The organism is Aquihabitans sp. McL0605, from assembly GCF_049993875.1.
Taxonomy (GTDB): domain Bacteria; phylum Actinomycetota; class Acidimicrobiia; order Acidimicrobiales; family Iamiaceae; genus Aquihabitans.
This window is the reverse complement of record NZ_CP188252.1, coordinates 231,942-253,036: the sequence shown is the minus strand read 5'-3', so window position 1 is coordinate 253,036 and position 21,095 is coordinate 231,942. Positions and strand designations below refer to the sequence as shown.

Genomic DNA, 21,095 nt, shown 5'->3' with positions numbered 1-21,095 from the left:
AGCCGCCACACTGGTGCGATGCCTCGCGCCTCTCGTGCCCAGAACACCGATCCGATCAGCAGCCGGTTCCTCGCGGCGTCGATCATCGGAGCCGTGAACACGGCCAACGCCACCAAGCCGCTGTCACGCCGTGGGCGGGCCAGCGTGGCGTGCTTCTTCCCGAGCTGGCTCACCTCGGAGCTGCCCCTCCACGTGATCGCGTGGCAGGCCGTCGCCTCGGTGATCTGGATCCGCCGCGGCGCCCTGCGCTCGCCCAAGGGCTGGCTCGCCCTGGCGCTCAACGTCGGGTCGTGGGCCGCCCTGGTCAAGATCTGGAAGCAGAGCACCACCGCCGGCGATGTCCTCGAGAGCGCGCTCGAAGAGGCGCTCGGCGAGGAGCTGGTCGAGGGATCGGTCCCCAACGTCACGTCGAGCCAGCTCACGATCGAGCGCCGCCGCATCATCGCCGGCCCCGTCGCCCGCTGGAAGACCCGCTACGTGTCCGACCACAACCTGGCCTACGGCGATGCCGGCCGGCGCAACCAGCTCGACATCTGGCACCGCTCCGACCTCCCGCTCGACGGCAAGGCGCCGGTGCTGCTGCAGGTCCACGGCGGGGCGTGGATCATCGGCAACAAGGACCAGCAGGCGCTGCCGCTGCTGGGCCACATGGCCGAGAACGGCTGGGTCTGCGTCTCCATCAACTACCGCCTCAGCCCGCGCGCCACGTGGCCCGAACACATCGTCGACGTCAAGCGCGCCATCGCCTGGGTGAAGGCCAACATCGCCCAGTACGGCGGCGACCCCGACTTCGTCGCCATCACCGGTGGCTCCGCCGGCGGCCACCTGTCATCGCTGGCCGCCCTGACCGCGAACGAGCCGATGTTCCAGCCTGGCTTCGAGGAGGCCGACACCACCGTCGTGGCCGCCGTCCCGTTCTACGGCGTGTACGACTGGACCAACCGCGACGGCACGGGCAACGCCTACCAGGACGAGATGCTCGCCCGCCTCGTGCTGAAGACCACGAAGGCCGAGTCGCCCGACCTCTGGCGCGACGGCTCCACCATGAGCTGGGTGAGCGCCGACGCCCCGCCGTTCTTCGTGGTCCACGGCAGCAACGACGTGCTGGTCCCGGTCGAGCAGGCGCGCTCGTTCGTCGCCATGCTCCGGTCCGAGTCGAAGAACCCGGTGGCGTACGCCGAGCTGCCCGGGGCCCAGCACGCGTTCGAGGTGTTCGACTCACCCCGCACCATCTTCAGCGCCGGCGCCGTCCACCGGTTCCTAGAGACGATCCGGCGGCGCGAGGGCCACGGCGCCACGGTCGAGGCCGGAACCGGGGCCTGACCGTGTGACGCGGGTGCGCGAGTCCTAGCCTGGAGGCATGGACGTTGGGCCCCCGGAACTCCTCATCATCTTGGTCATCGCACTGGTCCTCTTCGGCGGCAAGAAGATCCCGCAGCTGGCCAAGTCGCTCGGTCAAGCCAAGAGCGAGTTCGAGAAGGGCTCGCGCGGCGAGGTCGACCCGCCCGAGGCCGACGCGCCCGCGCCGGCGGCCCCGCAGGAGGCCGAGCCCGAGCCCCGTGAGCTGGTCGCCGAGGTCAACCCCGATGCGGCCACGCCCGTCGCGCCGGCCGCTGCCGATCCCACCGTGGTCACCGAGGTCGACTCCAAGACCTGAGACCCCGCCCGGGCGGTACGGTCAGCCCAGCGGGATGAGCTCGAACGCGGTGGCGAGGTCGACGCCGAGGCGCGGCCCGGCCTGGGCCGCCATCGCGCGGAGGAACGCGTCGGGATCGGTGCCGGTCGTTCCGGCCGGGAGGGCGTTGAGGTAGGTCCGGTGCTCGCGGAGCGAGGCCACGCCCCTGTCGATCGTGGCTCCTACGTCGACCCCGTGCGCGGCCTGGGGTGACCCCCCGAACAGGGCGAAGCGGACGCCGCTCCACGCGTCGCCGCCTGCTCCGACGAAGAGCCAGCGGTTGGCGGCGTCTCGCACGGCGTCGAGCAGGGCCAAGCCGGTGTTGCGGTGATCGGCGTGGTTGAACCCGGGCCCACCGAAGCTCTCCCGGAAGTTGATCGAGATGACGACCTCGGGCCGGTGGCGCCGGATGGCGGCGGCCAGGTCCCGGCGCAGCACCAGGGACGCCTCGACGAGCCCGTCGGGGTGGCTGAGGAACTCGACGGTGCCGACCCCGACCGCAGCGGCGGAGGCCCGCTCCTCCGCCTGGCGCACCCGCGCGCACTCGTCGGGTGGCATCGAATCGATGCCCGCCTCTCCAGAGGTCACCAGGCAGTAGGCGACCTCCTTGCCCTGCCCGGTCCAGCGGGCGATGGCGGCGGCGGCGCCGTACTCCAGGTCGTCGGGGTGGGCCACCACCGCGAGGGCGCGGGTCCAGTCCTCGGGTACGGGTTCGAGATCGACCATCGGGCCAGTCTGCCCAGCTTCGGGGATCGGCGCCCCAGGATCGGGTGGGGGATCGACCCCATGGGCACTGCGGTGCGAACTGTGCAGCCTGGTCCGATGGCTACTGATCCGTATCCCTCTCGTACCGCCAAGGCCGCTGAGGGCGGCGTCGTCTTCAGCGGTTGCGTCGGCGTCCTCCTGGCGTTCTCGTTCCTCGTCATCGCGGCGCTGGGCGTCGGGGTCCACCTGTTCTGCTCGGCGCTGAGCGGTGGTGTCACCCCTCCTGACTTCCACGCGGATGCGCCCGACGTGGTCGCCGCCCGCCGCACCGCCGACGGCCACACCACCGCCGCGCTCGATGCCGTGGCCGCCCGGTCCCCGATGCTGCACGCCATCGGCGGACGAGGGACGAAGGACGTCTGCGCTCGGGGGCAGGCCAACTGGCAGACCGTCGACGAGAAGGCGGTGACCTGCACCACCTCCACCACCCAGGTGTTCGCCTTCGGGGGCGACGACGCGAGGGCGTCGATGCTGCAGGTGCTGGCCGCGCTCGAAGGGGCGACGTGTCCGCCCTACGAGTTCCCCGAGGCGGCCTCCGGTTCGGCGCTGTTCCTCGACGGACCGGGCACCACCTACCGGAACTTCCCCGACGGGGTGGCGATCGACGATGTGGGCACCGGCCCGGTGACGTGCCTCCCCTCGTACCCCGTCTCGGCCGACTCGGTGGTCGCGGGCCGGTGGATCTCCCTTCCCGTCGGTCCCGAGCGCCGGGAGATGGCCCAGTACGCCCTGCCCGCAACCTGCGGGCCCGGCGACCCGAACGACTGCAGGGCGACGCCGCTCGGCCTCGACGAGGTGCTCCGCGAGGCGCCCTCCACCGACCGCTGGGCCGTCGTGCTGACCTCCCACGAGGACTACTGGACGGCCGACTGGGACTGACGGCCCGCGGCGGGGCGGTCGCGTGGTAGTCCTGCGCCATGCCGCCCACCTCCGAGCCTGCCGCCGCCGTCCACCAGCTGGTGGCACCCATGGCCGCCACGGTGTCCGCCGTCCCCGTCGCGGTCGGCGACCGGGTGCGGGCAGGTCAGACGGTGGTCGTGCTGGAGGTCATGAAGATGGAGCACCCGGTCGAGGCGCCGGTCGACGGCACCGTCGAGCACCTCGACGTCGTCGACGGCCAAGCGGTGGCCGCGGGGGAGCGCCTCGCCCGCATCGCCACGGCGGCCGACCGCACCGGATCGGTACCGGAGGCGGTCGCCCCACCTGCGGCCGACGGTGACCCGGAGGTGCGGGCCGACCTGGCCGCGCTGCTCGCCCGGCGCGAGCTGCTCACCGATGCGGCTCGACCGGAGGCGGTGGCCAAGCGCCACGCCCGCGGCCAGCGGACCGCTCGGGAGAACGTCGACGACCTGTGCGACCCCGGCACGTTCGCCGAGTACGGCGGCTTCGCCTTCGCCGCCCAAGAGGCCCGCCGGTCCCGCGAGGACCTGCAGGCCAACACCCCGGCCGACGGCCTGATCACCGGCATCGGCCGGGTGAACGGCCACCTCGTGCCCGAGGATCGGGCCCGCTGCGCGGTGGTGGCGTACGACTACACCGTGCTCGCCGGCACCCAGGGGCAGCGGAACCACGCCAAGAAGGACCGCATCTTCGAGCTGGTCGAGCGGCTGCGGCTCCCGGTGGTGCTGTTCGCCGAGGGCGGCGGCGGACGTCCGGGCGACACCGACGTGCCGGTGATCGCCGGCCTCGACACCCGGGCGTTCGAGCACTTCGCGCGGCTGTCGGGCCTGGTGCCCACGGTGGGCATCGCCGCCGGGCGGTGCTTCGCGGGCAACGCCGCCCTGCTCGGGTGCTGCGACACGGTCATCGCCACCGCCGACAGCAACATCGGCATGGGGGGCCCGGCGATGATCGAGGGCGGGGGCCTGGGGTCCTTCGCCCCCGAAGACATCGGCCCGATCGAGGTGCAGGTGGCCAACGGCGTCGTCGACCTCCCGGTGGCCGATGAGGCCGAAGCGGTGGCGGTGGCGAAGCAGTACCTCTCGTACTTCCAGGGTGCGGTCGCCCCCGGCGCCGCCCCCGACCAGGAGGCGCTGCGCGGGGTCATCCCCGAGAACCGCAAGCGGGTCTACGACGTCCGCCTCGTGGTGCAGGGCCTCGCCGACGAGGGGTCGGTGCTCGAGCTGCGCCGGGCCTACGGAGCCGGGATCATCACCGCGCTGATCCGCATCGAGGGCGTCCCGATCGGGGTCATCGCCAACGATCCCGGGGTGCTGGGCGGGGCGATCGACGCGCCGGCAGCCGACAAGGCCGCCCGCTTCCTGCAGCTGTGCGACGGCCACGACCTCCCGGTCCTCTCGCTCTGCGACACGCCGGGCTTCCTCGTGGGCCCCGAGGCCGAGGAGGCGGCCCAGGTGCGGCGGTTCTCCCGGCTCTTCGTGACGGCCACGTCGATGACGGTGCCGCTCGTGACCGTGGTGCTGCGGAAGGGCTACGGCCTGGGCGCGCAGGCCATGGCCGGGGGGAGCTTCCGGGCCCCGATCGCCACGCTGTCCTGGCCGACCGGCGAGTTCGGGGGCATGGGCCTGGAAGGGGCCGTGCGGCTCGGGTTCCGCCGTGAGCTCGAAGCGATCGCCGACCCGGTGGAGCGCCAGGCGGCGTTCGACCAGATGGTCGAGGCCGCCTACCGGCGCGGTGAGGCCCTGAACATGGCCGCCCACCTCGAGATCGACGACGTGATCGACCCGGCGGAGACGCGGGCCCGGGTGCTGCACGCGTTCCGGTCGGCGCCGGCGCCCACGCCGCGCTCGGGGCGGAAGCGGCCGGGGATCGACCCGTGGTGAGCTCGTGGCGGCGGGCCCGTCCGGCTCGGCCTGCGGGTCACCGCCGACGCTGACCGCGCTGGCCCGACCGCGCTCTGCACCCGGGTCGCAGGTTTTGTAACGTGTTCTCATTCGCGGCGGCGAGCACAGGGGAAAACTGACTGATGGCACATGATCTGGTGATCCGCAACGGCCGCGTCGTCGACGGGACCGGCGCACCGGCCCGGCTCGCCGACATCGCCATCGACGATGGGCGCATCACCGAGGTCGGCGTCGTGCCGGGCTCGGGCGCCCAGGAGATCGATGCCGAGGGTGCGCTGGTCGCCCCGGGCTGGGTCGACGTGCACAGCCACTACGACGGCCAGGCCACCTGGGACCAGGAGCTGGCACCCAGCTCGTGGCACGGCGTGACCACGCTCGTCATGGGCAACTGCGGCGTCGGGTTCGCCCCGGCCCGGCCGGATCAGCACGACTGGCTGATCGGCCTCATGGAAGGGGTCGAGGACATCCCCGGCACCGCGCTGGCCGAGGGCATCACCTGGGAGTGGGAGAGCTTCCCCGAGTACCTCGACGCGCTCGACCGGATGTCGTGGACCACCGACATCGGGACCCAGATCGCCCACGGGGCGGTGCGCGCCTACATCATGGGCGACCGCGGGGCCCGCAACGAGCCCGCCACCGCCGAGGACATCGCGGCGATGGCCGCCATCGTCAAGGAGGCCGTGCAGGCCGGTGCGCTCGGGTTCTCCACCAGCCGCACCATCGCCCACCGCGCCATCGACGGCGAGCCCGTGCCCGGCACCTACGCCGCCGAGGACGAGCTGTTCGGCATCGGCGCCGTGCTCGGGGAGCTGGAGGCGGGCGTGTTCGAGCTGGCCCCCGCCGGGTCGGCCGGCGAGGACATCGTGGCGCCCATGGTCGAGGTGGCCTGGATGCGGAAGCTGGCCGAGGCCATCCACCGGCCCGTCACCTTCGCCCTGCTGCAGGTCGACACCGCGCCCGAGCTGTGGCGGGAGATGCTCGACGAGTCGGCAGCCGCGGTGGCGAGCGGAGCGCCGCTGCACCCGCAGGTGGCCGGACGGCCCACCGGGATGCTCTCCGGCTTCGACACCACGTACTCGTTCATCGACGGCGTGCCGGCATACCAGGCGCTCGCCGGTCAGCCGGCCGCCGAGAAGGTGGCCTGGCTGCGCACGCCGGAAGGGCGGGCGGCGATCCTCGACTGGGAGCCCGACGCCGCGGCTGCCGAGCAGCTGGCCCACGCCGCCCAGCGCACGTACCTCCTGGGCGACCCGCCCGACTACGAGCCCGGCCCCGACGCCAGCCTCGCCGCCGTGGCCGAGCGCTCGGGCCGGTCGGTCATCGAGGTCGCCCTCGACGCCATGCTGGCCAACGACGGGCGCGGCCTGCTGTACCTGCCGATCCTCAACTACAGCGACGGCCACTCCGACTCGACCCGCGAGATGATCCTGCACCCTGCAGCCGTCCTGGGCCTTGCCGACGGCGGCGCCCACGTCGGCACGATCTGCGACGCGTCGATGCCCACCTGGATGATGACCCACTGGGTGCGCGACCGCACCCGGGGCGAGCGGCTCCCGCTGGAGCTCATCGTCAAGCGCCAGACCAGCGACACCGCCGCCCTGTACGGGCTCGGTGACCGCGGGGTCCTGGCCCCCGGCTACGTCGCCGACATCAACGTGATCGACTTCGACGCCTTGCAGCTCCACGTGCCCGAGGTGGTCGCCGACCTGCCCGCCGGCGGCCGCCGCATCGTGCAGAAGGCCGACGGCTACGTCGCCACCATCAAGTCCGGCACGGTCACCTACCGCAACGGCGAGGCCACCGGCGAGCACCCGGGACGCCTCCTGCGCGGCGCCCGCTGACCGTTCACCCTGCGTGCACCTCGGTGGCGGGCGAGCATGCGACACTGCCGCGGCGCCACCACCCATCCACCTTCCCACGGAGATCAGAACCTGATGCAACGACGTACCCCTGCCCTCGCCCTGGCGGCCGCCCTCGCCCTCGGAACGCTCGCCGCGTGCGGCTCCAGCGGCAGCGACAGCGCGAAGGACACCACCACCACGCCGGCTGCGGCCAAGACCACCACCACGGCGGCCGCCGGCCCGCTCGAGATCCTGGTCTCCAACGACGACGGCTACTCGGCTGAGGGCATCGACAAGCTCGTGACCGGGCTCGAGACGCTCGACAACGTGAAGGTCACGGTCGTCGCCCCCCTGACGCAGCAGAGCGGCACCGGCGGCAAGAGCACCGACGGCGATCTGAAGGTCACCGACGTCAAGACCATCAGCGGCCACGAGGCCAAGGCCGTCGAGGGCTTCCCCTCCGATTCGGTCCGCGTGGCGATGGACGACGAGGGCCTCAAGCCCGACCTCGTGATCACCGGCATCAACTCAGGGCAGAACATCGCCTCCTCGGTCGACTTCTCCGGGACGATCGGCGCCGCCCGCGCCGCCGTGGCCCGTGGCGTGCCCGCCCTGGCCACCAGCCAGGGCATCGGCACGACGTTCGACTACGACGCGGCCATCCCCTTCATCCTCGACTGGGTGAAGAAGAACCGGGCCGACATCGAGTCGGGCGACGCCAAGGTCCAGGTCACCAACATGAACTTCCCGAGCTGCAAGCCGCCGAGCAAGATCCGCGGCCAGCTCGACGTCGAGGTGGGGACCTCGATGGAAGGCGCCATCGCCAACCAGGACTGCGCCTCGACCAAGCCCGAGTCGGAGCTCACCGACGACATCTCGGCGCTCAACAACGGGTTCGTGACCATCAGCACCGTGCCGGACACCCCGGCCAGCTGACCCGATCGACGGTGGTCGGTGGCAGCGTCGCCACCGACCACGTCGCCGTCAGTAGTGCCAGGGGTAGGGCGACCAGTCGGGGTCGCGCTTCTCCAGGAACGAGTCGCGGCCCTCGGCGGCCTCGTCGGTGCCGTAGGCCAGGCGCGTGGCCTCACCCGCGAAGACCTGCTGGCCGACGAGCCCGTCGTCGATCAGGTTGAAGCTGAACTTGAGCATGCGCTGGGCCGTGGGGCTCTTGCCCATGATCTTGCGGGCCCACTCGAGGCCCACCCGCTCGAGGTCGGCGTGATCGACGGCGCGGTTGACCATGCCCATCCGGTAGGCGTCCTCGGCCGTGTAGGTGTCGCCCAGGAAGAAGATCTCGCGGGCGAACTTCTGGCCGACCTGGCGGGCCAGGTACGCCGATCCGAAGCCGCCGTCGAAGCTGGCCACGTCGGCATCGGTCTGACGGAACCGGGCGTGCTCCCGGCTGGCGAGCGTGAGGTCGGCCACCACGTGGAGGCTGTGACCGCCCCCGGCCGCCCACCCGGGCACGAGGCAGATCACGATCTTCGGCATGGTGCGGATCATGCGCTGCACCTCGAGGATGTGGAGCCGCCCGGAGCGGCCGGCGTCGATGGTCTCGGAGGTGTCGCCGTCGGCGTACTTGTACCCGTCCTTGCCCCGCATGCGCTGATCGCCGCCGGAGCAGAACGCCCAGCCGCCGTCGCGGGGCGAGGGGCCGTTGCCGGTGAGCAGGACGCAGCCCACGTCGGAGCTCTGCCGGGCGTGGTCGAGCACGCGGTAGAGCTCGTCGACGGTGGCCGGGCGGAAGGCGTTGCGGATCTCGGGCCGATCGAACGCGACCCGCACGCAGCCCACGTCGACCGCCCGGTGGTACGTGATGTCCTGGAGGTCCTCGAAGCCGGGGACCAGCTTCCAGGCGGTGGGGTCGAAGATCTCGGAGGTGCCCTCGAGGGCCGGCACGTCAGGCCTCGCCCTTGGCCAGGCGGATCCCGGAGCGGATCATCGGCAGCTGCATCGGCAGGCGGGCCCACGCGGCGATGGCCTTGGGGTTGGTGGGCGGCCCGGCCTTGATGGCCATGTCGATGTTGGCCGGGTAGACGCCGATGAAGGTGACCGTGGCCAGCACCCCACCGAGGCGCTGCTTCTTGGGATCGCTCGTGAGGAGCAGGACGCCGGCCAAGCCCTCGGCGGCGGCCGCCACCAGGTTCCACAGCTCCGGCGCCGGGACCCGGTCGGGGATGATCTTCACGAACGGAGCCGGTGCCACCACGTGGGCGACCCCCATGGCGAGCAGGCCGCTGCCCACCCGCATGCGGAGCGCACGGTGCTTGGCGGACTCGATGGGTGGAGCAGTGGTCTGGGTCACGGCCGGGAGGCTACCGACCAGGGGGCGACCGCTGCCCCTGGAGCGGCGTCGCGGGACCTGACGGTGTGTCAGGATCACCGGCGCCGCCGCACCGACACGCAAGGGGACTGCCATGGATGCTGCCGATCTCGTGACCTTCCGGGAGCTCGAGGAGCTCAAGTACCGCTACACGCGGGCCCTGGACCACAAGGACTGGGAGCTGTTCGCATCGTGCTTCACCGACGATGCCACCGCCGTCTACGGCACGCGCCTGGAGTTCACCGGGCCGGCGGAGATCGTGGCCTACATGCGCGAGAACCTCGGCACGAACATGATCACGCTGCACCAGGTGCACCACCCCGAGTTCACCGTCGACGGCGACACCGCCACCGGCACGTGGAGCCTCATGGATCGGGTGATCATGACCGACTACCGGTTCCTGCTCGACGGCGCGTCCACCTACCAGGACCGCTACCAGCGGGGGGCCGACGGCGTGTGGCGCATCGCCCACACCGGCTACGAGCGCATCTACGAGCAGATGGTCTCGTTCGACGACGTGCCCAGCTTCAACCTCACCGCCAACAAGTGGGCCTGAGCACGGCGAGCCGAGCCAGCTGAGCGGCCTGCCCCCGATCAGCCGGGGCCGGCCGCTCCCCACAGGTGGTGCAGGGCGTAGGAGCGCCAGGGGCGCCACGGCTCGGCGAGCAGGGCCGCGCCCTTGGGATCGGCAGGCCCGCCCAGGTTGGCGAGCCCCCGGAGGACCCCCAGGTCGGTCGGCAGGAACACGTCGGGATCGCTGAGCGCCCGCATGGCGATGTACGACGTGGTCCAGGGGCCGATGCCCTTCACGGCGAGGAGGCGGCGCTCGACGTCCTCGCGATCGGAGCCCGGGTCGAGGGCGACGCAGCCGTCGGCCACCAGCGCGCATGCGGTGGTGAGGGCCAGCCCCCGGGCCCGGGGCATGGAGAACGTGGTGGGGTCGGCCGCCGCGATCGCAGTCGCATCGGGGAACGCGAGGGTCAGCGACTCCGGCACGCCGGCGGTGGCCCGGAGCGATGACGGCAGGGGCTCGCCGAGCGCGGCGGCCACGCGGCCGGCGACCGTGCGGGCCCCGGCCACCGACACCTGCTGGCCGATCACGGCCCGGACGAGCAGCTCGGTGCCGTCGGCCGCGCCGGGGGAGCGGCGCCCCGGCGTGGCGGCCACGAGCGGCCGCAGGACGGGGTCGGCCGAGAGGGCGTCGTCGACCGCCTCGGGGTCGGCATCGAGGTCCAGGAGCCGACGGCAACGAGCCACAGCCGGCCCCAGGTCGCGAAGGTCGGACAGCACCAGCCGGGCCTCGACGTGGTCCGGCGCGCCCCTCAGCGCCACCACGGCCGGGCCGCTCGGGAGGCGCAGCACGCGGTGGTAGGTGCCGTCGGGATCGACCGTCTCGACGCCCGGGATGGCGCGCAGGGCGAGGAAGCCGACGACCTCCGAGCCGGCGAACGGCGACCGGGTGGCCAAGCGCAGCGAGACCGGTGTGGGGCCCGGTGCGGTGCCCGCCGGTTCGAGCACCACGGGAACCCCTCCGGTGGCGGACCGGCTCCGCTTGATCGAGGTGGTGCGGTCGGCGCGGAGCACCGTCGGGCTGGCGCCGAAGAACTCGCGGACGGTGTCGTTGAACTGGCGGATGCTCGAGAACCCGGCCGCGAACGCGATCTCGGTGAACGGCAGCGCCGTGGTCTCGATCAGGATGCGCGCGGTCTGGGCCCGGCGGGAGCGGGCGAGAGCCAGGGGAGGGGCGCCCAGCTCCTGGACGAGCACCCGGTGGAGGTGGCGCTCGCTCACGGCCATCCGGCGGGCGACGCCGGCCACCCCCTCCCGATCGAGGAGGCCGTCATCGATCAGGCGCATCGCCCGCGAGGCCAGGTCGCCCCGGACGTTCCACTCGGGGCTCCCGGGCGCCGTGTCGGGCCGGCACCTCCGGCACGCGCGGAAGCCGGCGCCCTGGGCCGCGGCCGCGGTGGGGTAGAAGCGCACGTTCGCCCGCCGAGGGGTGGTGGCCGGGCAGCTGGGACGGCAGAAGATCCCCGTCGAGGTGACGCCGACGAAGAACCAGCCGTCGAAGCGGCGGTCCTTGCTCTTCACGGCCCGGTAGCAGCTCTCCTCGTCGTTGATCACCCGCCCATCGTGCCGGAGGCGCGACCACTTCACTAGCGGAAATCGGCCAGGGCCGTGCGGAGCGCGGTCCGCCCACCACGGCGCTCCGGGCCGTAGCGTCGCGTACGTGATCGACGAAGAGCCTCGGACCGGCCCCGCCGACATCTCCCGCTCCCTCACCGACGCCATGGAGCGGGCCGGCGTGCACCCCTCCTACGTCCACGCCGCTCGCACCTGCGGGTTCGTGCTGACCGAGGAGAACGCTCGCACGCTCACATCGGACCAGGTGGCCCGCTGGGAGGCCGCCATGGACGACTGGTTCGAGCAGCACCCGGAGTGACACCTGACCGCCCGACGAGCTGCGAGGGCGGGCGTTCGGTCGACTAGGTTGATCGGGTCGATCAGTGCGGGCCTGGCCCGCGCGATCGGACAGCGATCTCAGAGGGGGCGCCGAGAGGCGAACCCAAGACCCACGTTCGGGTCCGTCGGCTCCGGCTGACAGGAGCGGGAGATGGCTGTCGACCTCGGCTCCGGCCGACGCCGTTCCTGCCACACCCGATCCGCCCACCGTGGCGTCAAGGAGATCTGCCCCCATGTCCACCACCTTCGCCTCCCTCGGCGTCCCCGAGGCGATCGCCACCGCGCTCGCCAACCGCGGGATCACCGAGGCGTTCCCCATCCAGGTCGCCACCATCCCGCCGGCGCTCGCCGGTCGAGACCTCTGCGGCAAGGCGCCCACCGGCTCCGGCAAGACCATCGCCTTCGGCGTGCCCATGGTCGCCCGCGTCACCCGGTCCGCCCCCAAGAAGCCCCACGGCCTGGTGCTCGCCCCCACGCGGGAGCTCGCCATCCAGGTGTCCGAGGAGCTCGAGAACCTCAACAGCGGCCTGCGCATCCTCGCGGTGTACGGCGGCGCCGGCATCGAGCCGCAGATCAAGAAGCTGCGCGCCGGCATCGACATCGTCGTCGCCACCCCCGGCCGGCTGATCGACCTGCTCGACCGCAACTGCTGCGACCTCCGGTCGGTCACCTTCGCGGTGGTCGACGAGGCCGACCGCATGGCCGACATGGGCTTCCTGCCCGACGTGAAGCGCATCCTCGACGAGACCCGCGACGACCGCCAGACGGTCCTGTTCTCGGCCACGCTCGACGGCGCCATCGACTCGCTGGTCCAGCGCTACCAGAAGAACCCCGTCGTCCACGAGGTCGAGGACGAGGAGAGCGGCGACGTCGTCCACCACTTCTGGATCTCCGAGCGGACCGAGCGCGTCGCCCTGCTCGCCCAGATCGTCGATCGCCTCGGCCCCACCGTCGTGTTCAGCCGCACGAAGCACGGGTCCGACCGCATCGCCAAGCAGCTCGGCAACGCCGGCATCAAGGCGGCGGCCATCCACGGCAACCGCAGCCAAGCCCAGCGCGAGCGGGCCCTCGAGGCGTTCCACCGGGGTGACGTCCAGGCCCTCGTGGCCACCGACGTCGCCGCCCGCGGCATCCACGTCGACGGCGTGATGGGCGTGGTCCACTTCGACCTGCCCGCCGACCACAAGGACTACATCCACCGCTCCGGCCGCACCGGCCGCGCCGGGATGACCGGCACCGTCGTGACGCTCATCGACAAGAGCCAGCGCAAGGACGCCGTCAAGATCAAGAAGGGCGCCGGCGTCGACGTCGAGATCGGCGAGCCCGACGTGCTCTCGCTCCCCGAGGGCCCGCAGCAGGCGTTCCGGCCCACGTCGGGCCGCAACAAGGCCCGGGTCAAGGACCTCACCCCGCCGGTGCCGTCCAACAGCCCGGACCGCAACAAGGTCCGGGCCCAGGCCAAGACGCAGGCCCAGCGCCAGGAGCGCTCGCAGCGAGACTGGGACGAGCCCACCTCGCGCCCCAGCCGGCCCCGCAACGACCGCCCGCAGCGCTCCGACCGCCAGGACCGGCCCGCCGGCCAGGACCGCACCGGCTCCACCGACCGGACGCCCTCGCGCTCGGGCAACCGCACCGACGATCGCAGCGGCGCTCGCCCATCGGATCTGAGCCGCAACCCGTCTCGCTCCGCCGCTCGCCCCGGCCGCACCGAGCGGTCCGACCACGGCTCGCCCCGGTCGTCGCGCCCCGAGGACCGCTCCGAGCGGTCCGAGCGCCAGGCGCGCTGGGCCAACGAGGAGGCGTCCACCAAGTCGTCGCGCGAGAACCGCGCCGACCGGCGCAACCGCCAGTTCACCGACGCCGAGCGCGATGCCCGGGCCGCCGCCAACGAGAAGGCCGAGGCCAACCGCGCCAAGCAGCGCGCCGCCTCCAAGGCCGGTCAGCGTCCCAGCACCGGCTCCACCGGCTCCGGCGACCGGAGCCTCCCGAGCAACGTGCCCGGCGGATCGAAGGTCCGCCCGAGCGGCGCCAGCCGTCGCAAGGCCAAGCGCCAGGAGCTGTCTGACGCCGGCGAGCCCGTCCCGGCCGCCAAGAAGCGCCGCAGCGGCAAGCCGCGCCCCCCGGCCAGCCAGCGCACCCGCTGAGGCCGATCGCCGCAGTCATCGTCGTCTTGTGGTCGATCTTCCCCTTGTGAGGTGGACGATCGACCACAAGCCAGGGATCGGGTGGAAGATCGACCAGCGGTCGGGGCGCGGGTGCTACCGCGGGTCGCTCCGGCCCACCACGCGGTGTGACGGAGTGCATACATCGGATGGTCGACATACATAGGACGGCCGATGTAAGTTGCCCCGCATGGGGAGAACGCAGGAGCAGCGACGCGCCGAGACGCGCGCGCTCCTGTTGGCCGCAGCGGCCGACCAGTTCGCCAACAAGGGCTTCCATGCCACCTCGGCCGAGGCGGTGGCGACGGCCGCCGACCGCACGACCGGCGCGCTCTACGACCACTTCGGGGGCAAGGAAGGCCTGCTGATCGGGCTGCTCGAGCAATGGATCGAGCAGACCATCAGCGACCTCACTCGGTCCCTCGAGGGCGAGACCGATCTCGATGGCCGCCTCGGTGCCCTCTGGGCCGGGCTGATCCGTCGCGACAGCGAGAGCGGCGACGCCTGGCTGCTGCTCGAGTTCGAGCTGTGGCTCCACGCCGTGCGCGACCCGGAGATCGGCACCGTCGGGGCCGAGCGCTTCCGGATGATGCGCGCCGGGCTCGCCGGCGGCCTCGAGGACTGGTCGGAGGAGTTCGGCTTCGAGCTGCCCGGGCCCGCGCTCGACATCGCCGCCCAGGTGCTCGGCCTGCTCGTCGGCGCCGCGTTCCAGTACCGCATCGACCCGACCGCGTTCCCGCAGCCGGTCGTCGTCGCCGGGCTGCGCCGGCTGCTCGGGCTGCCCTCGGCCGACGGCGCGACCCTCTCCCGATCTTCCGCCCCCACATCGAAGCCCCGAATCCAAGCAGGAGCCACGCCATGAGCATCAACCTGGATCAGATCGATCTCCTCGAAGACACCTGGGCGGAGGGGGTTCCGTACGACCAGTTCGAGCTGCTGCGCGACGAAGCGCCCGTGTTCTGGCACGACCACCCCGAGTACCAGGGGTTCTGGGCCGTCACCCGCTACGACGACGTCCGCGCCGTGAGCCGAGACCACGTCACGTTCAGCGCCGAGCTGGGCTCCACCTTCCTGGCCGACATGGACGAGGCGTCCATGGAGCTGGTCCGCATGACCATCTTGAACATGGACCCGCCGAAGCACTCCCGCTTCCGCCGCCTGGTCAGCGCCGGCTTCAAGCCCCGCATGATCAACGCCCTGGTCGACCACATCCAGGAGCTGGCCCAGGGGATCGTCGCCGACGTGGAGGGCGAGGACGAGATCGAGTTCGTCGAGCGGGTGGCGGCCGAGCTGCCCCTGCAGGTGATCTGCGAGCTCCTCGGCGTGCCGGTCGAGGACCGCCACCTCGTGTTCGACTGGAGCAACCGCATGGTCGGCGCCCAGGACCCCGACTTCCGGGTGTCCGAGGAGGACGGCGAGGCCGCCATGGCGGAGATCTACATGTACTGCGACGCCCTGGCCGCCGACCGCCGGGCCAACCCCCGAGACGACATCATCACCGCCCTGGCCCTGGCCGAGGTCGACGGCGACCGGCTGTCGGACCAGGAGCTCAACATGTTCTTCGTCACCCTGGTGGTGGCGGGCAACGAGACCACGCGCAACCTGATCTCGCACTCGATGGTCGCCATCTTGGAGTTCCCCGAGCTGAAGCAGCAGCTGGTCGAGGGCATCGACGACGACGAGCTCTGGGCCAGCGCCACCGAGGAGTTCCTCCGCTGGGGGGCCTCGATCCACAACTTCCGCCGCACGGCCACGGTGGACACGGAGATCGCCGGGCAGGCCATCAAGGCCGGCGACAAGGTGGTCATCTACTACCCGGCTGCCAACCGCGACCCGAGCCACTTCGAGAACCCCGAGGTGTTCGACGCTCGCCGCACGCCCAACGACCACGTCACCTTCGGCGGTGGCGGCACCCACTTCTGCCTCGGGGCCAACCTGGCCCGGGCCCAGATCAAGACGATGCTGCGCACGTTCCTGCGCCGCTTCCCCGACGTCGAGGCGGCGGGCCAGCACAAGCGCATGCGGTCCGACTTCGTCAACGGCATCAAGTACCTCCCCGTGAAGCTCAACGGCTGAGCCTGCGGGCCTCGGTCACCACCGCGCTACGTCCACCACTCTCACGATCACCGTTCCAGGAGCACCACCCAATGCAGACCGACATCGCCAAGAAGCTCGGCATCGAGTTCCCGATCTTCGCCTTCACCCACTGTCGTGACGTCGTCGTCGCGGTGAGCAAGGCCGGCGGGCTCGGCGTCCTCGGCGCCGTGGGCTTCACCCCGGAGCAGCTCGAGGTCGAGCTGAACTGGATCGACGAGCACATCGGCGACCACGTCTACGGCGTCGACATCGTCATCCCCGGCAAGTACGAGGGCATGGGCGCCACCGACGCCGACAAGCTCGAGGAAGACCTCAAGGCGATGATCCCGCAGGAGCACCGCGACTTCGTGCAGAAGCTCCTCGCCGAGCACAACGTGCCCGACCTCCCCGAAGAGGAGAGGATGCGCGAGCTGATCGGCTTCGGCACCGCCATCGCCGGCCCGCAGGCCGAGATCGCCCTGTCGCACGAGAAGGTGGCGCTGCTCGCCAACGCCCTCGGCACCCCGCCGCCCGACGTGATCGACAGCGTCCACGAGAAGGGCAAGCTCATCGCCGCCCTCTGCGGCTCGGCGTCGCAGGCCGCCCGCCACAAGGCTGCCGGTGTCGACATCGTCATCGCCCAGGGCACCGAGGGCGGTGGCCACACCGGTGAGATCGGCTCCATGGTCCTGTGGCCCGAGGTGCTCGACGTGCTCGGCGACACGCCCATGCTCGCCGCCGGCGGGATCGGCAGCGGCCGCCAGATGGCCGCCGCGCTCGCCATGGGCGCGCAGGGCGTGTGGACCGGTTCGCTCTGGCTCACCGTCGCCGAGGCCGACGTGCCGCCGGCCCAGATGCAGGCCTACTTCGACGCCACGAGCAAGGACACGCTGCGCAGCCGGTCGTGGACCGGCAAGCCGTGCCGCATGCTGCGCAACGACTGGACCGACGCCTGGGAGGACCCGGCCAACCCGCAGCCGCTCGGCATGCCGATGCAGTTCATGGTCACCTCCAACGCGGTGCAGCGCGGGCACATGTACCCCGAGCAGGCCAAGGACGTGCAGTTCAACCCGGTGGGCCAGATCGTCGGCCGCTTCGAGAAGATGCGGCCGTCGCGCGACGTGATCTTCGAGATGGTCGAGGAGTGCATCGAAGCGAACGAGCGGATGTCCAACCTGATGAACCAGACCTCGGAGGCCTGAGCACCCATGAGCATCGATCGCTGCCCCGTGAGCCACGTCGAGCCCGGGACGGACTTCACCAACCCCGACACGTTGGTCGCCGGTGTCCCGCTCCCCGAGTTCGCCTACCTGCGCCAGAACAAGCCCTTGTTCTGGAACCCGCAGACCCAGGAGAACTCGAGCTTCACCGACGGCGGCTTCTGGCTCGCCACCCGCCACGAGGACGTCAAGGCCATCTCCGGTGCCCGTGACGGCTGGTCGTCGGCCGAGAACACCGCCATCGTGAAGTTCCAGGGGACCATGGGGCAAGGGGAGCGCGAGATCCAGCGCAACATGCTCCTCAACATGGACGATCCCGAGCACAACAAGGTGCGCGGCATCGTCTCCCGCGGCGTGTTCACGCCCCGCGGCGTCGCCAAGATCGAAGACGTGCTCCGCGAGCGGGCCAACCAGATCTGCATCGAGGCCAAGGCCAAGGGCCAGGGCAACTTCGTGGAGGACGTGGCCTGCGAGCTGCCCCTCCAGGCGCTGGCCGACCTGATGGGCTTCCCGCAGGACGACCGAAAGCAGATCTTCAACTGGTCCAACCAGATGATGGCCTACGACGACCCGGACCTCGACGGCGATCCGGCCGTGGCCTCGGCCGAGATCCTCGGCTACGCCATGATGCTCGGCGAGGAGCGCAAGGCGTGCCCGGCCGACGACATCATCACCCGCCTCGTGGTGGCCTCCACCGAGCAGGACGTGCTCACCTCTGAGGAGCTCGCCTGGTTCGTCCTCATCTTGGCGGTGGCCGGCAACGAGACCACCCGCAACGCCATCAGCCACGGCATGCACGCCTTCATGCAGAACCCCGACCAGTGGGAGCTGTACAAGGCCGAGCGGCCCGAGACCACGGCCGACGAGATCGTGCGCTGGGCCACCCCCGTGGTGATGTTCCAGCGCACGGCCGAGCAGGACGTGGAGCTGCACGGCGAGCAGGTCAAGAAGGGCCAGCGCGTCGGGCTCGTCTACAGCTCGGCCAACTTCGACGAGACGGTCTTCGAGGACCCCCACTCGTTCGACATCCTGCGCGACCCGAACCCGCACGTCGGGTTCGGCGGCGGCGGCGCCCACTTCTGCGTGGGCGCCAACCTGGCCAAGGTCGAGATCAACCTGATGTTCAACGCCATCGCCGACCACCTGCCCAACATCCAGGAGCTGGGTGACCCCACCCGCCTCCGTTCGGGCTGGCTGCACGCGCTGAAGGAGTACCCGGTCAGCTACGGCGCCTGACCGGCTGGGGCCGGCCCGGTGAGGGCGGCAAGGATGGCGGCATGACCGTCATCAAGATCAACGCCATCACCGTGCCGGCCGACTCGGGCGACGAGCTCGCGAAGCGCTTCGCCGCGCGCGCCGGGGCCGTCGACGGACAGGACGGCTTCGAGGGCTTCGAGCTCCTCCAGCCCACCGACGAGCGCCTCCAGTGGCTCGTCGTCACGCGCTGGCGCGACCAGGAGTCGTTCGACGCCTGGACCGCGTCCCAGTCGTTCGCGCACGGCCACGCCGGCGCCGACCGCCCGGCACCGAGCGGCGGGCCCGTCAGCACGGGCGCCGAGCTCTGGAGCTACGTCGTGGCCGGCGGGTCGTCGGGCCAGGCCTGACCTCGGTCAGGCGGTGACGAGCGGCACCGCGTCGAACAGCTCGCGGTCCTGCTCCAGGTAGCGGTGGCCCCAGCCCACGCCCAGCGTGGGCAGGCCGAGGGCCGCGAACACGGCGTGGTGCGACTCGCTGGCGAACACGTTGCCGGCTTCGAGCGCGTCGCGCACCTGGTCGAGGTCGCCCCGGCCGATCGCCGCGACCAGGGCGGCAGCCTCCTCGGCGGACGTGAGGCCGGATCCGATGAGGTCGCCGCCCATCTCGCCCATGATCTCGGCTCCCGTGGGTGGCGCGACCGCTCGGGCCACGACGGCGCCGTTCACCGCGACCTGCAGGGTCAAGAAGTCCTCGTCGAACACCAGCGCCTCGACCACCGGGACCGCCAGCGCCTCGGACAGGTGCGACGCGGTGACCGCACCGCCCATGCCCTCACCCTCGTCGTGCGGGGAGAACACCACCACGTCGGCGCCGCTCTGGGCCAGGTGCGCTCCGGTCCCTGCGAGCGCGGCCTGCACCGCGGCGACCTCGGCGCCCACGACCGTGACGTTGGCGTACGTGCTCCCCATCGGATCCTCCCGCTGTTCGTGCGAGCCGAGATCCTGCCAGAACAGGCGAGCGGGCGCCGGGCAGCGGCTGGTCAGGCCTGCGCGGCCCGCAACGAGCGCTTGTCGAGCTTGCCCAGGGCGTTGCGGCCGAGATCGGTGACCAGGCGGATCTCGCGGGGGCACTTGTAGCGGGACAGGCGGTCCTCGCACCACGCCTGGAGCTCGGCGATGGTGGGTGGCTCGTCGAGGTCGGCGGGGACGACGAGGGCGACGAGCTGCTCGCCCAGGTCGGGATGGGCGGTGCCGATCCCGGCCACGTCGGCCACGCTCGGGTGGGCGACGAGCACCTGCTCCATCTCGGCGGGGTACACGTTCACGCCGCCGGTCACGACCATGTCGGAGAACCGGTCGGTGATGTACACCCAGCCGTCGGCGTCGATCTTGCCGATCTCGCCCAGGGTGAACACACCCGGCGCGATGTGGGCCGCTGCCGTGCGGTCGGGATCGCCCTCGTAGACGATGCCGCGCCCCGTGGAGTCGCGGAAGTAGAGCCGACCCTCCTCGCCGGGGGCGAGCTCCTGCCCGGCCTCGTCGACCACCACCGCGGTGTACGGGGCGACGGAGCGGCCGACCGAGCCGACGTGGGTGAGCCAGTCCTCGCTCGTGATCGAGTTGGTGACGCCGACCTCGGTGGCGCCGTACGCCTCGAGGACGACCGGCCCGAACCAGTCGATGATCCCGCGCTTGACGTCGATCGGGCAGGCCGCACCGGTCAGGAACACCAGCCGGAGGCTCGACACGTCGAAGTGCGCTCGATCGGCCTGGGGGACCGCCAGGAGGCGGGCGAGGTGCGTGGGGACGACGGTGGTCGATGCGACCTGCCACCGGTCGATGGCCGTGAGCGCGGCAGGGGCGTCGAAGCGGGGGAGGAGCCCGACGGGGGTGCCGACCGAGAGGGCGCGAACCGCGTTGAGCGGGCCGGTGTGGTGCAGCGGTGCCACCACGAGGTGCCGGCCGAGGCCGACGAAGCGGTTGGCCCCGGTGGCCGTCACGAAGTCGGCCCACGAGGCCCGCGTGGGGAAGACGTTGGGCGGGAGGTGGGTGGCCTTGGGCGTGCCGGTGGTGCCCGACGTGAACAGGAGGTTGGGCACGATGGGCACGTCGTCGGGCGGCGGACCGGCGGGGGCGGCGGCCAGCCAGGCCCCCCAATCGGGGTCGCTCCACGGGCGCACCTCGCAGCGGCCCACGAGCGCAGCGGCGGTGCGGGCCCGATCGGCCGTGTCGGGGCCGGCGATGACCAGCGCCACGTCGCCCGCCTCGAGCTGGTAGGCCGCCTCGGGTGCGGCGAGGTGGCTGTTGACGGCCACCACCGACGCGCCCGACCGCATGGCGCCGACGTGGGCGATCGCCGCCTCCGCCGCGTTCTCGGCGAACACCGCCACTCGCCGTCGGCTCCCGCCCGGTGGCGGCGCGGTTGCCGCCCTCGCCAGGTGGGCGATGCGGTCGGCGGTGTCCCAGACCTCGTCGGCGGACCAGGCCCGGCGCGCGTCGACCACCAGCGCGCCGGTGGCATCGGGGAGCTCCATCGGGGGCAGGTCGGGCACGAGCGACGACGGTAG

Annotated in this window: 20 protein-coding genes; 14 read left to right on the top strand and 6 right to left on the bottom strand. The window is 72.0% G+C overall.

Going from position 1 to position 21,095, the window contains the following annotated elements; genetic code table 11:
* Window positions 1-18 precede the first annotated feature (18 nt).
* Together ACPPVX_RS01145 and tatA are read left to right on the top strand one after the other, a co-directional pair.
* Entirely contained in the window at window positions 19-1,323 is a 1,305-nt protein-coding gene (locus ACPPVX_RS01145; protein WP_426573045.1) for an alpha/beta hydrolase fold domain-containing protein, read from the top strand.
* A gap of 37 nt (window positions 1,324-1,360) precedes the next feature.
* Window positions 1,361-1,657: a twin-arginine translocase TatA/TatE family subunit gene (tatA, locus tag ACPPVX_RS01140; RefSeq protein ID WP_426573044.1), complete on the top strand. Its 297-nt coding sequence runs from the start codon at window positions 1,361-1,363 to the stop codon at window positions 1,655-1,657.
* 21 nt (window positions 1,658-1,678) lie between these two features.
* On the opposite strand, the gene ACPPVX_RS01135 is transcribed toward tatA, so the two are convergent.
* Window positions 1,679-2,401, bottom strand: coding sequence for a PIG-L deacetylase family protein (locus tag ACPPVX_RS01135; protein ID WP_426573043.1), 723 nt, complete (start codon window positions 2,399-2,401; stop codon window positions 1,679-1,681).
* Between the two features lie 96 nt (window positions 2,402-2,497).
* Here ACPPVX_RS01135 and ACPPVX_RS01130 point away from each other — a divergent pair, with 96 nt between their 5' ends.
* From ACPPVX_RS01130 to ACPPVX_RS01115, 4 genes are all read left to right on the top strand, one after another.
* Window positions 2,498-3,319 carry a hypothetical protein gene (locus ACPPVX_RS01130; RefSeq protein ID WP_426573042.1) on the top strand — a complete coding sequence of 274 codons (822 nt, stop codon included), beginning with the start codon at window positions 2,498-2,500 and terminating at the stop codon, window positions 3,317-3,319.
* 38 nt (window positions 3,320-3,357) lie between these two features.
* A complete protein-coding gene (locus ACPPVX_RS01125; RefSeq protein WP_426573041.1) occupies window positions 3,358-5,223 on the top strand; it encodes a carboxyl transferase domain-containing protein in 1,866 nt (621 codons plus the stop codon).
* A 143-nt stretch (window positions 5,224-5,366) separates the two neighbouring features.
* Window positions 5,367-7,085: an N-acyl-D-amino-acid deacylase family protein gene (locus ACPPVX_RS01120; RefSeq protein WP_426573040.1), complete on the top strand. Its 1,719-nt coding sequence runs from the start codon at window positions 5,367-5,369 to the stop codon at window positions 7,083-7,085.
* 93 nt (window positions 7,086-7,178) lie between these two features.
* On the top strand, window positions 7,179-8,021 hold the full coding sequence (locus ACPPVX_RS01115; protein ID WP_426573039.1) for a 5'/3'-nucleotidase SurE: 843 nt from the start codon (window positions 7,179-7,181) through the stop codon (window positions 8,019-8,021).
* Between the two features lie 48 nt (window positions 8,022-8,069).
* On the opposite strand, the gene ACPPVX_RS01110 is transcribed toward ACPPVX_RS01115, so the two are convergent.
* Window positions 8,070-8,987, bottom strand: coding sequence for a 1,4-dihydroxy-2-naphthoyl-CoA synthase (locus tag ACPPVX_RS01110; protein ID WP_426573038.1), 918 nt, complete (start codon window positions 8,985-8,987; stop codon window positions 8,070-8,072).
* A 1-nt stretch (window position 8,988) separates the two neighbouring features.
* Window positions 8,989-9,393 carry a DoxX family protein gene (locus tag ACPPVX_RS01105; protein WP_426573037.1) on the bottom strand — a complete coding sequence of 135 codons (405 nt, stop codon included), beginning with the start codon at window positions 9,391-9,393 and terminating at the stop codon, window positions 8,989-8,991.
* A gap of 112 nt (window positions 9,394-9,505) precedes the next feature.
* On the opposite strand from ACPPVX_RS01105, the gene ACPPVX_RS01100 reads away from it, so the two are divergent.
* A complete protein-coding gene (locus ACPPVX_RS01100) occupies window positions 9,506-9,967 on the top strand; it encodes a nuclear transport factor 2 family protein (protein ID WP_426573036.1) in 462 nt (153 codons plus the stop codon).
* 38 nt (window positions 9,968-10,005) lie between these two features.
* Here the strand turns inward: ACPPVX_RS01100 and ACPPVX_RS01095 are convergent, their stop codons facing one another.
* Window positions 10,006-11,535: a DNA-3-methyladenine glycosylase 2 family protein gene (locus ACPPVX_RS01095; protein ID WP_426573035.1), complete on the bottom strand. Its 1,530-nt coding sequence runs from the start codon at window positions 11,533-11,535 to the stop codon at window positions 10,006-10,008.
* Window positions 11,536-11,641: 106 nt separating this feature from the next.
* On the opposite strand from ACPPVX_RS01095, the gene ACPPVX_RS01090 reads away from it, so the two are divergent.
* The 7 genes from ACPPVX_RS01090 to ACPPVX_RS01060 all read left to right on the top strand — a co-directional run bounded on the left by ACPPVX_RS01090 (window position 11,642) and on the right by ACPPVX_RS01060 (window position 18,936).
* Window positions 11,642-11,854 carry a hypothetical protein gene (locus tag ACPPVX_RS01090; protein WP_426573034.1) on the top strand — a complete coding sequence of 71 codons (213 nt, stop codon included), beginning with the start codon at window positions 11,642-11,644 and terminating at the stop codon, window positions 11,852-11,854.
* 253 nt (window positions 11,855-12,107) lie between these two features.
* On the top strand, window positions 12,108-14,018 hold the full coding sequence (locus tag ACPPVX_RS01085) for a DEAD/DEAH box helicase (protein ID WP_426573033.1): 1,911 nt from the start codon (window positions 12,108-12,110) through the stop codon (window positions 14,016-14,018).
* A 208-nt stretch (window positions 14,019-14,226) separates the two neighbouring features.
* Window positions 14,227-14,898 carry a TetR/AcrR family transcriptional regulator gene (locus ACPPVX_RS01080; RefSeq protein ID WP_426573032.1) on the top strand — a complete coding sequence of 224 codons (672 nt, stop codon included), beginning with the start codon at window positions 14,227-14,229 and terminating at the stop codon, window positions 14,896-14,898.
* Window positions 14,895-16,112: a cytochrome P450 gene (locus ACPPVX_RS01075; RefSeq protein ID WP_426573031.1), complete on the top strand. Its 1,218-nt coding sequence runs from the start codon at window positions 14,895-14,897 to the stop codon at window positions 16,110-16,112. The genes ACPPVX_RS01080 and ACPPVX_RS01075 overlap by 4 nt, the downstream gene beginning before the upstream one ends.
* Before the next feature lie 71 nt (window positions 16,113-16,183).
* Window positions 16,184-17,314: a nitronate monooxygenase gene (locus ACPPVX_RS01070; RefSeq protein WP_426573030.1), complete on the top strand. Its 1,131-nt coding sequence runs from the start codon at window positions 16,184-16,186 to the stop codon at window positions 17,312-17,314.
* 6 nt (window positions 17,315-17,320) lie between these two features.
* Window positions 17,321-18,568 carry a cytochrome P450 gene (locus ACPPVX_RS01065; RefSeq protein WP_426573029.1) on the top strand — a complete coding sequence of 416 codons (1,248 nt, stop codon included), beginning with the start codon at window positions 17,321-17,323 and terminating at the stop codon, window positions 18,566-18,568.
* 41 nt (window positions 18,569-18,609) lie between these two features.
* The gene (locus ACPPVX_RS01060; protein WP_426573028.1) at window positions 18,610-18,936 is read left to right on the top strand and encodes an antibiotic biosynthesis monooxygenase family protein; all 327 of its coding nucleotides are present in this window, start codon (window positions 18,610-18,612) and stop codon (window positions 18,934-18,936) included.
* Window positions 18,937-18,942: 6 nt separating this feature from the next.
* Here ACPPVX_RS01060 and ACPPVX_RS01055 read toward each other — a convergent pair whose 3' ends face one another.
* Entirely contained in the window at window positions 18,943-19,497 is a 555-nt protein-coding gene (locus ACPPVX_RS01055; RefSeq protein WP_426573027.1) for a hypothetical protein, read from the bottom strand.
* A gap of 71 nt (window positions 19,498-19,568) precedes the next feature.
* Window positions 19,569-21,080, bottom strand: coding sequence for an AMP-binding protein (locus ACPPVX_RS01050; RefSeq protein ID WP_426573026.1), 1,512 nt, complete (start codon window positions 21,078-21,080; stop codon window positions 19,569-19,571).
* Window positions 21,081-21,095: the final 15 nt, after the last annotated feature.

Bases quoted from the DNA above. Each gene is read 5' to 3' on its own strand.
- ACPPVX_RS01145 (WP_426573045.1), top strand. From the start codon at position 19: ATGCCTCGCGCCTCTCGTGCCCAGAACACCGATCCGATCAGCAGCCGG.
- tatA (WP_426573044.1), top strand. From the start codon at position 1,361: ATGGACGTTGGGCCCCCGGAACTCCTCATCATCTTGGTCATCGCACTG.
- ACPPVX_RS01135 (WP_426573043.1), bottom strand. From the start codon at position 2,401: ATGGTCGATCTCGAACCCGTACCCGAGGACTGGACCCGCGCCCTCGCG.
- ACPPVX_RS01130 (WP_426573042.1), top strand. From the start codon at position 2,498: ATGGCTACTGATCCGTATCCCTCTCGTACCGCCAAGGCCGCTGAGGGC.
- ACPPVX_RS01125 (WP_426573041.1), top strand. From the start codon at position 3,358: ATGCCGCCCACCTCCGAGCCTGCCGCCGCCGTCCACCAGCTGGTGGCA.
- ACPPVX_RS01120 (WP_426573040.1), top strand. From the start codon at position 5,367: ATGGCACATGATCTGGTGATCCGCAACGGCCGCGTCGTCGACGGGACC.
- ACPPVX_RS01115 (WP_426573039.1), top strand. From the start codon at position 7,179: ATGCAACGACGTACCCCTGCCCTCGCCCTGGCGGCCGCCCTCGCCCTC.
- ACPPVX_RS01100 (WP_426573036.1), top strand. From the start codon at position 9,506: ATGGATGCTGCCGATCTCGTGACCTTCCGGGAGCTCGAGGAGCTCAAG.
- ACPPVX_RS01085 (WP_426573033.1), top strand. From the start codon at position 12,108: ATGTCCACCACCTTCGCCTCCCTCGGCGTCCCCGAGGCGATCGCCACC.
- ACPPVX_RS01080 (WP_426573032.1), top strand. From the start codon at position 14,227: ATGGGGAGAACGCAGGAGCAGCGACGCGCCGAGACGCGCGCGCTCCTG.
- ACPPVX_RS01075 (WP_426573031.1), top strand. From the start codon at position 14,895: ATGAGCATCAACCTGGATCAGATCGATCTCCTCGAAGACACCTGGGCG.
- ACPPVX_RS01070 (WP_426573030.1), top strand. From the start codon at position 16,184: ATGCAGACCGACATCGCCAAGAAGCTCGGCATCGAGTTCCCGATCTTC.
- ACPPVX_RS01065 (WP_426573029.1), top strand. From the start codon at position 17,321: ATGAGCATCGATCGCTGCCCCGTGAGCCACGTCGAGCCCGGGACGGAC.
- ACPPVX_RS01060 (WP_426573028.1), top strand. From the start codon at position 18,610: ATGACCGTCATCAAGATCAACGCCATCACCGTGCCGGCCGACTCGGGC.
- ACPPVX_RS01055 (WP_426573027.1), bottom strand. From the start codon at position 19,497: ATGGGGAGCACGTACGCCAACGTCACGGTCGTGGGCGCCGAGGTCGCC.